This window comes from Vreelandella alkaliphila (assembly GCF_016107625.1).
GTDB classification, from domain to species: domain Bacteria; phylum Pseudomonadota; class Gammaproteobacteria; order Pseudomonadales; family Halomonadaceae; genus Vreelandella; species Vreelandella alkaliphila.
On sequence record NZ_JABASV010000006.1, the window covers coordinates 81,662 to 95,636 of the forward strand.

Annotated in this window: 15 protein-coding genes; 1 reads left to right on the top strand and 14 read right to left on the bottom strand. The window is 53.6% G+C overall.

From position 1 onward, the window contains the following. Positions 1–72 precede the first annotated feature (72 nt). From JFC11_RS10565 to JFC11_RS10580, 4 genes are all read right to left on the bottom strand, one after another. On the bottom strand, positions 73–744 hold the full coding sequence (locus JFC11_RS10565; RefSeq protein WP_198349525.1) for a glutathione S-transferase: 672 nt from the start codon (positions 742–744) through the stop codon (positions 73–75). A gap of 232 nt (positions 745–976) precedes the next feature. Next, positions 977–1,555 carry an antibiotic biosynthesis monooxygenase gene (locus tag JFC11_RS10570; protein ID WP_095604421.1) on the bottom strand — a complete coding sequence of 193 codons (579 nt, stop codon included), beginning with the start codon at positions 1,553–1,555 and terminating at the stop codon, positions 977–979. A 142-nt stretch (positions 1,556–1,697) separates the two neighbouring features. Next, complete coding sequence (locus tag JFC11_RS10575; RefSeq protein ID WP_198349526.1) at positions 1,698–2,081, bottom strand: hypothetical protein; 384 nt, start codon at positions 2,079–2,081, stop codon at positions 1,698–1,700. Between the two features lie 8 nt (positions 2,082–2,089). After that, positions 2,090–2,317 (bottom strand): DUF2835 family protein, encoded by a 228-nt coding sequence (locus JFC11_RS10580; RefSeq protein WP_084183648.1) that lies wholly within the window; start codon positions 2,315–2,317, stop codon positions 2,090–2,092. Positions 2,318–2,515: 198 nt separating this feature from the next. Between JFC11_RS10580 and JFC11_RS10585 the strand changes: the two genes are divergently transcribed. After that, on the top strand, positions 2,516–3,049 hold the full coding sequence (locus tag JFC11_RS10585) for a putative metalloprotease CJM1_0395 family protein (protein ID WP_370687194.1): 534 nt from the start codon (positions 2,516–2,518) through the stop codon (positions 3,047–3,049). A 51-nt stretch (positions 3,050–3,100) separates the two neighbouring features. On the opposite strand, the gene JFC11_RS10590 is transcribed toward JFC11_RS10585, so the two are convergent. From JFC11_RS10590 to JFC11_RS10635, 10 genes are all read right to left on the bottom strand, one after another. Continuing rightward, on the bottom strand, positions 3,101–3,580 hold the full coding sequence (locus JFC11_RS10590) for a C40 family peptidase (protein WP_198349527.1): 480 nt from the start codon (positions 3,578–3,580) through the stop codon (positions 3,101–3,103). A 113-nt stretch (positions 3,581–3,693) separates the two neighbouring features. Then, positions 3,694–4,323: a histidine phosphatase family protein gene (locus tag JFC11_RS10595; protein WP_198349528.1), complete on the bottom strand. Its 630-nt coding sequence runs from the start codon at positions 4,321–4,323 to the stop codon at positions 3,694–3,696. A gap of 24 nt (positions 4,324–4,347) precedes the next feature. Continuing rightward, a complete protein-coding gene (gene phnE / locus JFC11_RS10600) occupies positions 4,348–5,163 on the bottom strand; it encodes a phosphonate ABC transporter, permease protein PhnE (RefSeq protein ID WP_198349529.1) in 816 nt (271 codons plus the stop codon). Positions 5,164–5,194: 31 nt separating this feature from the next. Beyond that, a complete protein-coding gene (phnE, locus tag JFC11_RS10605; protein ID WP_095604415.1) occupies positions 5,195–6,022 on the bottom strand; it encodes a phosphonate ABC transporter, permease protein PhnE in 828 nt (275 codons plus the stop codon). Then, positions 6,019–6,888: a phosphonate ABC transporter ATP-binding protein gene (phnC, locus tag JFC11_RS10610; protein ID WP_198349530.1), complete on the bottom strand. Its 870-nt coding sequence runs from the start codon at positions 6,886–6,888 to the stop codon at positions 6,019–6,021. The genes phnE (JFC11_RS10605) and phnC overlap by 4 nt, the downstream gene beginning before the upstream one ends. A 91-nt stretch (positions 6,889–6,979) precedes the next feature. Next, a complete protein-coding gene (phnD, locus tag JFC11_RS10615; RefSeq protein ID WP_198349531.1) occupies positions 6,980–7,957 on the bottom strand; it encodes a phosphate/phosphite/phosphonate ABC transporter substrate-binding protein in 978 nt (325 codons plus the stop codon). 123 nt (positions 7,958–8,080) lie between these two features. Further along, positions 8,081–9,841 carry a bifunctional diguanylate cyclase/phosphodiesterase gene (locus JFC11_RS10620; RefSeq protein ID WP_095604413.1) on the bottom strand — a complete coding sequence of 587 codons (1,761 nt, stop codon included), beginning with the start codon at positions 9,839–9,841 and terminating at the stop codon, positions 8,081–8,083. A gap of 145 nt (positions 9,842–9,986) precedes the next feature. Continuing rightward, positions 9,987–11,906, bottom strand: coding sequence for a metallophosphoesterase family protein (locus tag JFC11_RS10625; protein ID WP_198349532.1), 1,920 nt, complete (start codon positions 11,904–11,906; stop codon positions 9,987–9,989). Between the two features lie 33 nt (positions 11,907–11,939). Then, positions 11,940–13,304 carry a sensor histidine kinase gene (locus JFC11_RS10630; protein WP_095604412.1) on the bottom strand — a complete coding sequence of 455 codons (1,365 nt, stop codon included), beginning with the start codon at positions 13,302–13,304 and terminating at the stop codon, positions 11,940–11,942. Further along, positions 13,301–13,975 carry a winged helix-turn-helix domain-containing protein gene (locus JFC11_RS10635; protein ID WP_038480583.1) on the bottom strand — a complete coding sequence of 225 codons (675 nt, stop codon included), beginning with the start codon at positions 13,973–13,975 and terminating at the stop codon, positions 13,301–13,303. Before JFC11_RS10635 ends, JFC11_RS10630 begins: the two co-directional genes overlap by 4 nt.

Below are 13,975 nucleotides of genomic sequence, written 5' to 3' on the forward strand. Positions count from 1 at the left end.
CGCACAACGCCCCCTTTTGAGTAGAAGATGAGCGAAGTCCGAAACAGCTCAACGTCTGGAGCATAGATAAACCTACGCACCGGGCATGGTAAGGGGGCCTGCGCGCTCAACAACCCGTTGCCAGGCAGGATCACTTTCAATACGCGCCACAAATGCTGCGATAGCCGGATACGTTGCCAACGATTGTGTCGCGGCAACGGCCTGTAGCGGAAAACTCATTTGTATATCGGCCCCACTCGGCCAGTCACCCGCAAAATTACTTCGTTTGTCTAGGTGCGATTCAATAATGGTTAGATGTTGTTTTAGTTGGGGCTGGATAAACCGCTGCTGCACCGTTGAGCTAATTCCTTTTGCTAACGGCTTAATCAGCCACGGAGACTGCTTAGGCAATTGGCTAAAGACCAGCCCCATCACTAACAGCGGCATTAACGAACCTTCTGCATAGTGGAGCCAGTAGCGATAATTCACCCACTCATTACGGTTTTCTTCAAGGAGCTGATCTTTGGCATTACCATAGCAGTTGACGAGATAATCAATAATTGTCCCTGATTCTGCCACGGTCAGCTCACCGTCGGTAATAACTGGCGACTTACCCAGCGGATGGATTTTTTTAAGTGATGCCGGGGCTAGCTGAGTTTTAGGATCGCGCTGATAAACCTCAATATCATAATCAAGGCCAAGTGTTTCCAGAAGCCATAAAATACGGTGCGAGCGGGATTTTTCGAGATGGTGAACGCGGATCATAACTACTCCATGGGGCGACTTGGTACGCTAGCATTGCACCAAAGTCAGTTATCCTTTTACTGCAAGCGTATTTAGCTTAGCACTATTGCAGCGTTGAACCCCATGAAGCTTAGCACTTATTTATCTTATTAAAGAAACGCAAAGAGCATGGCTTAAGGCATTACCAGATCAAAATTAAGCCTATGTTTTAAATCATTTTTAATAATATGAACATGCTCTCATCCATTCTGTACTACGTTCTATGTTCATGACGCCAGCGTGACAATATATCTAATGGCGACCATTTCCCTTCCAGCCAAGGGGCAAGTAGGCGCGTTGAAAGTGGAATAAATAAAAACACCATGACAGGCGTCAACATCATCGTACTGACCAGAACACGGGGCACCATGGGCCAGTCCGCCAAGGCACTGCCAAATACCCAGTTAAACAACAGTGAAATGGGGAAAAAAGCCAACCATACGGCGATGGCTTGCTTCCAGCGCGGAGGCGTCGTGCCCGAGCTAGACTGAAACCAAGCATCTAGACCGGTGGCACGGTGCTCATGAGGCGCATCATATAGCCCCTTACCTCGCTGTAGCCATGCATTCCGTGAAGCCGAATGCTCCCAGGCTGTTAACGTATCACTGCTACTAAAGCGGAAAATGATCTGATATTCGTCATCGCTATTGGGGGGTGCCAAAACACCGGACCCCAAATAACCAGGAAAGTCAGCCGCCAAGTCGCGGCCTTCGTTTAACCAACGGTTAAAATCGTGATAACGACCGCTCGCCACTCGACGGGCTACCATTAACGTAACAGGTGAGGCAGACATGATATATCTCCTAATGTAGTCACAGCGAATTGCCGGGTAGGCAAGCTGTTGGCCTTCAGGTGGGTAACCCCAAAAGCGGCACTCGCATTATACAAGCAATGATGATGCCATGTGGTGACAAGAAGTGGTGATAAGGTGATAACTAGTGGCCTGGTAGTGGCTGACGACGTTCGCCACGCTGAAAAGACCTAACGTGCAAGTAAATATCAATGGCGCTGCGAATTGCATCGGCCTCTAGGGCATCTGGTACCACGATAGGCCCTTCCACTTCGCCTCCTGAGCGCAAAACCCTATCTACATCAGCACGATAGCGTTCTAAAAGGTGTTCTATGTTGATACGCACACGATGCACTTCTAGCGAGAAAGCATGTCTTTGTTCGTTACGCTTAACGACATCCAATGGATTTTCTGCCGATTCGATTAGGCTCTCCAGCGTATTGAGCACTAATTTTTCGGCTCTATTTAGATTGGGTATAACGGCATAAATGAGCTCATGGAGCGTTAGATTTGCATCGCTATGGTGCATATGCCGAGTCAACTCTTTGAGAGAGGTTGAATGTTGATAAAACGCCCCTGGTCAGAAAATTCCAATCGATAAACACCATGAACTCCCTCTTGTCCAACTACTCGGCGCAGCGCTTCAGCAGGAAAAATGACCCAGCGGCCATCGACGCTGCGCGTTCGCACGTTCGAGTAGCGCCCTTCGTAATGCGCTAGGCACTCACTTTTTGACAGATGAATAACAACATCAATTATGGGCATGCGAATGATTAACCAAACAATAGCTAAGCGGTCGTTTTAGGCACGACGATTACGTGCTGCGATTCCTTCATAGATGCTCTATGCTAACGCAAACAGCTTATCCTTCGGTAATTGCTTATGGATCTTTCTACCCTAACCCCCTTTGTTTCTTCATATGCGTTACCGCAGCCTAAGGTAAGCAGTACACAGGCTAATCGGATGCCGTCGGAGGAACAGAAAGCTCACGCCTCTGAGACTGCACAAGCAAGTGAAGAGACGGACTCATCCGCCAGTCGCGAAACGACCGGTCCTACGCGCCCTGACGGTACGCCGCTAGCACCTGAAGAGATTCAGTACTTAGAGCAGCTTAAGCAAACTGATCGAGAAGTCCGCCAGCATGAAATGGCCCACCAGACGGTGGGCGGCCCCTACACCGGCGGTGCCAGCTATGAGTACGAAGTTGGGCCAGACGGTAAACGCTATGCAGTTGCGGGTGAAGTACCGATTGATTACGGCCCCGTGCCAGGCAACCCCACGGCGACGATTGAAAAGATGCAAACGGTCATCGCGGCAGCGTTGGCGCCGGCAGAACCCTCTTCTAAAGATATACAGGTGGCCGCTCAGGCAAGACAATATTTATTGGAAGCCAAACTGGAAGCCGCTCGCGAGCAGAGCGAAATGAATGCTGCACGAAGCGCTGGGGAAGCTACTACAGAAGAAGTGACAACAATGCCTGATGAGCAGGCAGCCTGAGCCGTTGGCTTTCCCACATTAGATTGCAATTACTCATCCTATTAATGTCGCTTAGGGTGCTGGTGAAGCAGCCCCTAAAAAACGCTGATTCCAGTAATCGACATCCAGTGGCACGCTGACCACGGCTCGACCGCTACCAGGTGCGTGGATCATTTGCCGGTTCCCACCATAAATGCCTACGTGTGTGGCTTTGGCGCCATCTCCAAAAAACAGTAAATCACCTGGACGTGGCGCATCAACCGAAGGCAGCGCGCGGAACTGATCATCAGCAGTGCGGGGCACGCGGATGCCCGCAGCGCGATAAGTCATTTCCACAAGCCCCGAACAATCCAGCCCCTCCGGAGTATTGCCACCAAAGCGATACGGTGTGCCAATCGCTTGCTGGGCATGAGAGAGAATCAACGCGCGTTCCATTGAAATGCCCGCTTGATCACTTGAGGCGGGAACGGTAGTTATCTCTTTGCTGGCACACCCTGCTAATAGCAGCAGCGTGAATAGCGTTAACAGTGGGGACAGACGGATAAATGGCATACATCGCTCCGGCTCAGCACGTTAGCAATGCTTATATCATGGCCTATGCGCAGCTTACCCGCTACTGATTCGTAGGTGGCTATTACTAACGCACTATGACTAACGCCCTATGACTAACGCCCTATCCACTCTACAAAGGTGGTTTCGCCTAACGCATGGCGCTCATGGCGCAGGCGGCTCATCGCAGCATAGGGTAAGTCCATCACTAAGCCGTTACCAAGCGGCTGCCCCAGCACTTGGCGCAGCAGCGCATTGCAAACAAACAGATGTGCAACCACCAACACGTTCTTACCGGGCGGATTAGCCAACAGCCGCTGCCAGGACTCACTAACCCGAGCATCCAGCGCTGCCAACGTTTCTCCTTCTGGGGGAGCGGCTTGGCAGGGATTAAACCAAAATGCGCTCATCGGCTCGCTGCCCTCATCGGCAAATACCTGGGCATGCGTTTTGCCTTCCCAGCGCCCCAGGTGAAGTTCCGCCAAGTCGTCATCAACTTGTACAGGCACATCAAACTCCTCGCCTAGCCACAGCGCAAATTCGCGGCAACGTAGCAATGGCGAACTGACAATCGCATCGTAAGGTGGCTTGCCCTCTACCGTGTGGCGCATGACGGCATCACTCACTTGCTTCCAGCCCGTTTCACTCAGTGGGTGGTCGGTGCTGCCACGTAGCATGCGCCCACCGACTGGCTCTCCATGGCGCATAATATCGATGGTGGTGATGTCTGCATTAGGAAAACGCATGGTTTCTGTTCCTCAACAGGCTAACTAAATGATCGCGTGGCGCACACGGGCGGAGACCCACTCGGACACCAGCACCGTGGCAAAAATCATCACAAAGATGACGCTAACTTGGTTCCAGGCAAGGCTGTTAATTGAGGCATTGAGCTGCAAGCCAATACCACCAGCGCCCACTAGACCCAGCACGGTAGACTCACGAATATTAATATCCCAGCGATACATGCTAATACCCGCAAAGGCAGGCATTACCTGAGGCAACACAGCGTAGTTCATCACCTGTAGGCGGCTGGCGCCGGTAGCACTAATCGCTTCAACGGGGGTTGGATGGATCTCTTCAATGGCTTCATAAAGCAGCTTGCCCACAAAGCCAATGGAGCGCAGCGCAATGGCGATAATACCCGCCAAGACGCCAGGGCCAAGAATGGTGACCAACAGCATGGCCCAAATCAGCGAGTTGATAGAGCGCGACGAAACAATAATAGTGAGCGCCAAGCTGCGTATCAGTGGGTGCGGCGTGGTATTGCGTGCCGCTAAAAACGCCACGGGAAAGGCCATGACAATGCCTAGCGCCGTCCCTAACGTGGCAATGTTCAAGGTATCCCACATGGGCTTCCACAGCACATTGGCATACTCCCAACGCGGCGGCATCATACGGCTGATTAAGTCGCTGCCCTGGCGGCCAGCATCTTCAACAAACACCCACATGGTGTTATCAGAAATCACTTTCCAACATAGTAGAAACAGGCTGATGCCTAGAAGCCAGGCAGCGAATTGCAGCCACTGGGCACGGGTAGTGCGCCGCTGCCAAAGCGGTGCCCCTTGGGGAGATGTTGAAACAGGCATATCGTTTCCTCTTATGACAAGTGGCGCGCCGTTACTGTGTCCAGCGGCGAACATAGCTGGAGGCATACTCACTCATCAGTACAATAGCGATGATAATCAGCAGGATGGCAGCAGATGTGCCGTACTCGTAGCGGCTCAACGAGGTATTCAGGGTGGCACCGATACCGCCAGCGCCGACAATGCCAATCACTGACGACTCGCGGAAGTTGATATCCAATCGATACATCGAGAGACCAATTAAGCGCGGCATCACCTGAGGTTGAATGGCATGATTCATGGTTTGCCACCAGCTCGCCCCGGTGGCACGTACGGCCTCTACCTGCCGCCAGTCGAGGTCTTCAATATCCTCTGCCAGCAGCTTGGCCATAAAACCAATCGTGGCAAACGCCAGGGTCAACATGCCCGCAAACGGCCCGAAGCCGAACATCACCACAAACAGAATGGCGATAATAATTTCCTGAAAGGTGCGCGAAACGGCAATAATCGCGCGGCATACGGCATAAATAGGTAATGGCGAGATATTACGCGCCGCCCCCAGCCCCACGGGAATGGCCAATAACACGCCAATCACTGTAGAGGTTAACGTCATGGTCAGACTTTCCAGCAGGCCAGCGATAATATCGCTCTGGCGGCTCACGAAGTCCGGCTGCAAAAACGCACCCAGAAAATTGAGTGCGCGTCCGGCCCCTTCCGCCACACGTGCCCAGTTAACTTCCACAGAGGCAAGTGCGAGTACCAGATAAACCATCGCGCCTAGCACCAGCCCCCAACGCACACGCGGGTTATCAATCAGTGGTAAGCGCCGCCAGTGCCCCTCACGCGCAGCCTGTTGGCGCGCCAGTGAATTGGTGCTGCTCATCGCGCGCCCCCACTCGCTAGTCTTTCTAACCGGGACAGCTCGCAACCAGTATGAAGCCGATGTGCTTCGCTCTCTTTCGTATTCTGTTCAGTTTCATCATCGTCGGAGTGTTCTGGGGTGGTATCCCAATCCTCTTCACCATAGATAGTCGTGAGAATCTCACTGGTAAGCTCGCTAGGCTGCCCGTCAAAGACGATTTCCCCAGCCCGCAACCCGACAATACGGTCAGCAAACTGCTTAGCCAGCGCGACGTCGTGAATGTTGATAATCGCGGCCAACTCTCGCTCGGCGCATAGTTCACGGATCAGGCGCATGATCTGGCGCGATGTTTTCGGGTCGAGACTGGCGGTGGGTTCATCAACCAGCAGTAGCTTTGGGCTTTGTAACAGCGCGCGGGCAATACCGACCCGCTGGCGCTGGCCACCGGAAAGCGCATCGGCGCGCTTATCAATAGCGTGGGGTAAGCCAACCCGTTCCAGCAAGCGAAAGGCTTCGGCCACGGCTTCCTGTGGGTAGCGGCGTAAGAAGCTACGCCAGAAACCTACATAACCTAGCTGGCCAGACAGCACGTTCTCCATCACGGTTAAACGGTCAACCAGTGCATACTCCTGAAAAATCATCCCCATGGAGCGGCGTGCATGGCGTAGCTGGTTACCTGATAGTTTGGTCAGCTCTACATCTTCCAAGCGAATACTGCCTTGAGTGGGCTCTACCAAACGGTTAACACAACGAATCAGCGTGCTTTTCCCTGCACCGGATGGCCCAATCAGCGCCATCACTTGGCCCTTAGGTAGCGTCAGTTGTATATCGGTTAACGCACGATCCCCAGTGGGGTAACGTTTGCCAACGCCGGTAAGAGTCAACATGAGAGTGCCTCATTTACGAGTAGTCAGGTACATAGCAATTCGGCCAGAAAGTTGCCTTCCTGGCCGATAGGGTTTCAGAACGACTGGCGTATTAATCGCAGTCGTAGGTCACGCCGTTAGCATCAGCGATGGTGCGAATGACCGACCAGTTTTCCTGATAAGTAATCGGGATAAACTGCGCTTCACCGGAATTGGCAAACTCGGTCTCAAGGGCAGTGCCTTCCCAGTCGTAGCTGAAGAAAGCATCCTGAATTTCCTCGGCCAGCTCAGGGTTCAAGTTATTGGCCAGCCCATAGGCGGTGGTGGGGAACGTTTCAGAGGTGTAGATAATCTCGTAATCACCTTCGTTGACAACGCCACGAGAGATCATCCGCGCGCCAACAGAGTTAGCAATGGCAGCAGCTTCGTAGTCTTTGTTTACCACCCCTAAAATGGAGTTGTCATGAGAGCCGGAGAACGCAGTTTCGAAATCCTCACCAGCCTCTAGACCGTACTCGGAACGCAGCAGCGCAGAAGGCGCGCGGAAGCCAGAGTTAGACGTTTCAGAGGTAAATGCCAGCTGGCTGCCTGCCAAGTCTTCAACCGACTCAATGCCGCTGCCGGGATAAGTGATGATCTCCATCTCATAGCCAAAGCTACCGTCTTCAGCAGCCATCATGGCAAAGGGACGGAAGCCGCCGCAGTTAACTGCAACCGGTACGCCGCCCGTATTAAAACCAGCCACATGCAGGCGACCTGCGCGCAGTGCTTCCTGCTGAGCCGCGTTGGACTGAACCGGGAAGAACTGCACCCGCTTGCCGGTGGCATCGCTTAGGTGTTCGAGAAAATCCGCCCAAACATCGGCGTATACGGCGGGGTCTTCGACCGGCGTGTAGGCAAAGACCAAGGTATCCGGGTCGACCCACTGAGACTCATCGCTGGGTACGTCAGCAACCATGTCACCGTCATTATCAACATAGCGCGAAGAGAGGTCAGCGGAGGCGCTAACGGCTGCTAGCGAAAACGCACTAACCACAGCAGCGCTAATCAACGTACGAGAAAACGATTGAGACAGACAGAGAGGTTGCATACATCACCTGAGCGGGTTATTTGACAATGCCGCTATGGTGGTGCCCAATCATGACAGCGAAGGGACATTAAAATGACAAGGTCATGACCCCTCAGTGACAGTTAAGTGAGTAAAAACTCTGTGCTACCTACTCCACGTTGGCACCACACAGCATCCTCGGCGCTCTACGAATAAACTGTTACCCACTATTTTTTTTGCTTGGTGCTTTAACTCGGAAAGTTGCGCGGCAATGTCTAGCGCCTTGCAGCTAGTGGTATCAGTGACCGGCTTAACAGCAATAGAAACACTTACAAAAGGAATAAACATCACCGCACCCTGGCGGTTTTCTATATGGATTCCCCCTTGCTGACGGTCTGCCTCTTCATAAAACCCGGGCGCCATCACTTCAAAAGAGTGCAATATTTGCTGGCAAACGCCCTCCCACTGCTCTAAGGGAAGCAGCATCATAAAGTCATCACCACCAATATGACCGATAAACCCGCCAGCGCTCTCTACCTGCGCCTGAAGCAGACGTGACAAGGAAATAATCACGTGATCGCCACGGGCATAGCCATAAGCATCGTTAAATGCTTTGAAATTATCTAAATCAACGTAGGCGGCCGCAAACCCTTCGCGCTGATCGAGATAAGTGACCAACGTTTCGTTTATCAGAATATTACCCGGCAATCCGGTAAGCGGATTGGCATGACGGGCCTGACGCACCTGAATGGCGGTAATTTCGCGCAATAGGTCCACAATAGTCCCCATTCCCAGATAGCAACCGCGACTATCCACAATAACGAAATCTTCCTGCTCGATATCGCGGCTATCGGTTAGCTGCTGGCTAAGCGCCTCAAGAGACAAATCTGCGTCGGCCACTAGCATTTTAGGGTCCGCAATCTCTAACACCTGACGCTTTGCATACAACGCGTGGCTATAGGGGTTGGTAAATAGCGTTAAAAACGCATTGCGACGCACCACGGCTATTGGCACGCCATCTTCTACCACCGCCACACAGCGTAGGGTTGTAACATCACGAAATCGCTCGGCAAGCTCTGGTACGGAGCACGCCGGCGACACAGCACTTATCGCGCGTAAAATAGAGTGGGCGGTGCGCCCCGCCGGGCCTTTTAGCTGCGTCGTGGCAGGCAGCAGCATGTGCAGCTGCAAGGGCGGCTGAAGACTGGGTCGTGCAAAGTAAAACCCCTGAAGCAACGCCAACCCTCGGTCTAATTCCCATAGACAAAGGTGCTCAGCGGCAGTCTCAACTCCCTCAGCAATTAGTTGGCAGTCTAAGCTGCGCGCTACATCGAGAATCGAGCGTAAGAACTCACGCTTGGCAGGCTCTTGATCAATGCCAGAAATAAAGTGGCGGTCTAGTTTGACGAAATCAGGACGTAGTTCAGACCAATGGCGCAAACTGGAATGGCCAGCCCCTAAGTCATCCAACGCTACTTGAAAGCCCATGTCGCGATAGTGGGCTACTGCTTGACGCATCAGCTCGTAATCATGAATAGGCACATGCTCAGTCAGCTCGATGACTACCCGCTCTGGGGGCAGGCCACTCTCTTGGATGAAACTCAGCGTTAAGCCTTCACGGAAGTCACGCTCAACAATCGTCAGCGGCATCACGTTCAGAAACAGCAATCCCGGCAGTTCAAGTTCTGCAAAACGCTGAATCGCTAACCGTCGACACAGTAAATCCAGTTCGACTAACAATCCTGCCTGAGTCGCCACCTCAAACAGGCGTAACGGCGAGTGTAGCGGCGATGTTTTCGGGCCACGAATAAGGGCTTCATAGCCATAAATAGCCTGTTGATTGGCATTCACAATGGGCTGAAACAACACATGCAGCTCTTCTGCTGCAATAATCTGGTTCAACCACTGTGCTTCTTGTGCGGTCATATACCTGCTGCCCTATCAAACGTCGCCTGTTCCTTTGATTGTTATAGCTCCAGCTGATTTTAAAGCGCCATCAGGAAAGCATTCGGACAGCAATCGTGCGACATTTCCATGTCGTTTGTATGACACTACGACCAACAGCAGCGGACTAAGAGCGCGGGAGTTCTGACGGTGGAAACACCACATCACCTCCATCGACGTCTAGCTGGCGAATATCCGTTGGGTGGCCCTGTTCATCCAGGCTTACCAACCCAATCCCACTGGCATTCCATAGCCGCTCTCCGGCGCTAGCCCGGTCTGGGTCGCGGGGGTGAATACTTAGCTTGCGGCGCTTGGTGAACCAGTTGAGCGGCGATAACGGCGCATAGAGCCAACGGTTCAATCGGTCAAACGTGTTCAACAGCTGTTGGGGAAACGTATTTTTGATCCCACTGGAGGTAATTTGCCAAAGATGCGGTGCCTGCTTTTGACGACGTACAACAATATCGTAGGCAAATGAATAGTGGACGTCACCAGATAAAATCACGTAGTTACCCGGCGTTTTTGAGTGCCGCCAAATATGCAGTAGTACATTGGCAGCCCCGCGATGCGCCATCCAGTTTTCAGCGTCCACCACCAACGGCTTGCCCGCCAAGGTAAACAGCTTTTGAATGATCTCTATCAGCTTGACCCCAAACATCGGGGCTGGGGAAACGATAACGGCGCTTTTAGTCCCCAGTAACGCTTGCTGCATTTCCATCAGCGCCTCCCAGTCCATTAAACCCGAAGGACGGTTAGGGTTACGCTCGCTACGCCAACGGCGGGTGCGCGTATCCAGCACGATTAGGGCAGGTGTGCCAGGCACCTGGTACTCCCAGCCCTGAAAGCGCAGTAACCGCTCGATGAAATTATCCTGGGCGCTCGCGTTAAGCGAGCTATCCTCTTCAAATAGTGTCGAGGCTTGAAGCAACAGCGGATTAAGCTTATCCGGTGCATTGCCCCATCCCTGACACAATAAATAAGCCACTAACGCATTGCCGATAATACGCTTGGAAAACGGATGGCCGTAGGCACAGCGCTCCCAGTCAGCGGTCAAGTTCCAGTCATCGGTGACATCGTGATCATCAAAGATCATCAGGCTGGGAACGTGGGCCATTAGCCGTGCGCACTGGGGCAGCCCGGCAACAAAGTCGTCAATCACCATCTGCTCTTGCTGATAGGCGTCCGTTTCTTTGTCACCCAACGCTGGCGGTCCAACAGCAATGAGTTGCCAGGGCGTTGGAGACCATACCAGGCAGTACATGGCGAGCATTTCTGCCAGTGTCACTAAGTGGTTTTGCGCATTTGCGGAGGTAAACACAGGCTTTTTAACGCCGCCAAAGAAACGCTCACGCAGCGCAGCGTTACTGGTCACATCCGGCAACAGCGCTTCACGGTGATAATAGCTTTCGGGGGCGGCGTAAAGCGCTTGACTGTCATCTACCGTGGCTCCTTCCAACTGCTCATCTACCAATCCCAAACGCTCAATCAGTGCGTGTACCGCACGCAGCATCGGGCCAGCAACATCGTCAACATAGACTTGGTCACCGGTCATCAGCAGCCAAGCTGGCCACTCTTTAGGGGTTGATTGGCGTTCGGCTAACCAGGTATCTGCCCGTACCAAACCATCGGCGCTGTTGTGATGGGGTTTACGGCACGAACCGTGCATCAACCGGTGATGCCGAGAGGCCAGCACAAAGCCTGGATACGCTTCGCCCTCATGACATAACCAGGGCGCCCAATCCGGCAGGCGTTGCCATTCGCCTTGGGTACCCTGTACCTGCAGATCGTAGGCAATTCGCTCATCGGTGGGCAGTGCGGTCGGCAAGCTCAGGTCAATAAAATGAATATAGGCGTGCTGGCCAATCGCCACGCATTGATGCGACTTATCCAATGGGCGCGTCTGGACACCCACTTGCTCAGGGTAAAGCACCAGTTGCATGGTTAGCGGCCGGGTCGCGACTAGCCACAGCACTAGCCGCGAAGGCGAAAGGCGACGCAGCAGTGGCCCCACCAGTACGTCCGGCAATGTCTTGGCGATTTGCGTCATGTCATTGTCTCTTGGTTAGGTCATGCATAGTAGCTACCGAGCAACCACAGGTAATTCAACAACCACCTCTAATCCACCCGCCTGGGCACGTTGCAGATGCATTTGCCCTTGATACAGCGCGACAAGATCCGTCACGATGGCCAGCCCAAGTCCACTACCAGAACGTTGCTCATCGAGACGTTTGCCGCGCTGCACAGCGGCTTGGCACTCCTGTGCGGACATACCGGGGCCATCATCGCTCACTCGTAGCGACAGCCGTTGGCCATCGGTTTGCAAACGAATGCTCACATCGCTTGCCGCCCAGCGAAGTGCGTTGTCCAACAGGTTACCGACGATTTCCTGAAGATCCTGCCCATCCATATGGACGCGCGCACTGCTGTCTATGTGTTGCTGCAGGCGAATATGACGGCGCTGCGCAAGACGTGTAAGCCCAGTAATCAGCGCCGCCAACGTATCCTGAACGGCAATTGGGGCGAAACGCGCCCCCTCGCCAGCAGCCGATGCCCGCGCTAAGTGGTGACGCACCGCATTGTCGATGCGCGAAAGCTCAACCTCCCAATGAGCGCGGCTTTCACTGGGCAATTGCTTAACCAGCAATCGCATAACGCTTAGCGGGGTTTTTAACGCATGGGCAAGGTTACCTGCGGTATGGCGGCTTCGCTCAATCAAACGCTGGTCACGAATAAGTACGGCATTCATTGACTCCGCTAGCATCGCCAGCTCATCCGGCAGGTGGGTGTCGAGCTGCTCAGCCTGCCCTTGCTCGACGTCCCGGAGATTAGCATTCATGCGTCGCAGTGGTGCCAACCCCCAGCGTACCTGCAGCGCTAGTACACCTAACAGCAGCGCACCCAGGCCCACCAGCCCCAGCCATAAAGCTTGTTGAAATTGTCGAATATCTTCTCGCAACGCATCATCACGGGCGGCAATGCTAACATGCAGCGGGGTTTCCAACGGGGCAAGGTAAATATCTCGCTCGACAATTCGCAACTGCTGGCCTCGCGGGCCGTTCCACGTGCGAGCCGATAGGTTTGTATTATCGACAACCGGTAGGCGCTGATCCCACAGCGAGCGCGACGTTGCCGAAAGCTGGTCATGGTCGGTAATTTGCCAATACCAGCCGGAATAAACCTGTTCAAAACGCGGGTCGCCCAGTGATCGATCGTAACTTATCTGCTGGGCAATCGGGTCAAAGGTAACCCCCGCAATGATCACGTTCAGCGTTGTCTCCAAGCGTTCATCAAAGGCATGAATTGCTGACGTACGATAATGGTGAGTGAGCAGCCAACCCGCCATAGGCAACGCTAGCAACACCATTAACAGTGCCGCCAGTAGAAGACGCAACGTAATCGAACGGGTCGACCAACGCTGAGCCCAACGGGTAATAGCTGGCTTCATGCGCCGGAAGGCTCTTCAGCGAGTAAGCGATACCCCTGACCACGCAGCGTGGCAATCCGCCATGCGCCTAATTTACGCCGCAACCGGCTCACTTGAACATCAATCACGTTGGAGTCGGGCTCATGATCACGGTCATAGACATGTTCAGAGAGCTCACTGCGGCTAACCACGCGCGGGGCAGCATGCATTAAGTAGCTGAGTAGGCGCGTTTCCTGGGCGGTTATGCTAACCGGCCTGCCCGCCAGCGTGACATGCTGGGTATGGGTATCCAGGCGTAGCTCACCCACTTTTAGCACGGGATGGGCATGGCCATGACTACGACGCACCAGGGCACGCAGCCGAAACATGACCTCGGCAGGTTCGAAGGGTTTCGTCACATAGTCATCGGCCCCTGCGGTAAAACCTGCCGCTTTATCAGCCCAGCGCTCGCGCGCCGTCAAAATCAGTACTGGCAGATCAATGCCGTCTTCACGCCACGCAGAGAGCCAGCGCGTGCCTTCACCATCGGGTAGCCCCACATCAAGGATGACCGTGTCATAGGCTTCCGTGCGCACTAGAAAATCTGCTTCCTGGCCATTTTCCGCATGCTCTACCAGCCAATCACCCTCCCGTAGCGCTTGAATAAGCTCACGGGCGAGCGCCTGGTCGTCCTCTACCAGTAAACACTTCAT

What these genes read in the sequence shown, in the direction of transcription:
- JFC11_RS10630 (WP_095604412.1), bottom strand. Translation starts at nt 13,304, where the DNA reads ATGAAGCCAGCTATTACCCGTTGGGCTCAGCGTTGGTCGACCCGTTCG.
- JFC11_RS10635 (WP_038480583.1), bottom strand. Translation starts at nt 13,975, where the DNA reads ATGAAGTGTTTACTGGTAGAGGACGACCAGGCGCTCGCCCGTGAGCTT.
- JFC11_RS10620 (WP_095604413.1), bottom strand. Translation starts at nt 9,841, where the DNA reads ATGACCGCACAAGAAGCACAGTGGTTGAACCAGATTATTGCAGCAGAA.
- JFC11_RS10590 (WP_198349527.1), bottom strand. Translation starts at nt 3,580, where the DNA reads ATGCCATTTATCCGTCTGTCCCCACTGTTAACGCTATTCACGCTGCTG.
- JFC11_RS10565 (WP_198349525.1), bottom strand. Translation starts at nt 744, where the DNA reads ATGATCCGCGTTCACCATCTCGAAAAATCCCGCTCGCACCGTATTTTA.
- JFC11_RS10625 (WP_198349532.1), bottom strand. Translation starts at nt 11,906, where the DNA reads ATGACGCAAATCGCCAAGACATTGCCGGACGTACTGGTGGGGCCACTG.
- JFC11_RS10585 (WP_370687194.1), top strand. Translation starts at nt 2,516, where the DNA reads ATGCCGTCGGAGGAACAGAAAGCTCACGCCTCTGAGACTGCACAAGCA.
- JFC11_RS10575 (WP_198349526.1), bottom strand. Translation starts at nt 2,081, where the DNA reads ATGCACCATAGCGATGCAAATCTAACGCTCCATGAGCTCATTTATGCC.
- JFC11_RS10580 (WP_084183648.1), bottom strand. Translation starts at nt 2,317, where the DNA reads ATGCCCATAATTGATGTTGTTATTCATCTGTCAAAAAGTGAGTGCCTA.
- phnE (WP_198349529.1), bottom strand. Translation starts at nt 5,163, where the DNA reads ATGCCTGTTTCAACATCTCCCCAAGGGGCACCGCTTTGGCAGCGGCGC.
- phnC (WP_198349530.1), bottom strand. Translation starts at nt 6,888, where the DNA reads ATGTTGACTCTTACCGGCGTTGGCAAACGTTACCCCACTGGGGATCGT.
- phnE (WP_095604415.1), bottom strand. Translation starts at nt 6,022, where the DNA reads ATGAGCAGCACCAATTCACTGGCGCGCCAACAGGCTGCGCGTGAGGGG.
- JFC11_RS10570 (WP_095604421.1), bottom strand. Translation starts at nt 1,555, where the DNA reads ATGTCTGCCTCACCTGTTACGTTAATGGTAGCCCGTCGAGTGGCGAGC.
- phnD (WP_198349531.1), bottom strand. Translation starts at nt 7,957, where the DNA reads ATGCAACCTCTCTGTCTGTCTCAATCGTTTTCTCGTACGTTGATTAGC.
- JFC11_RS10595 (WP_198349528.1), bottom strand. Translation starts at nt 4,323, where the DNA reads ATGCGTTTTCCTAATGCAGACATCACCACCATCGATATTATGCGCCAT.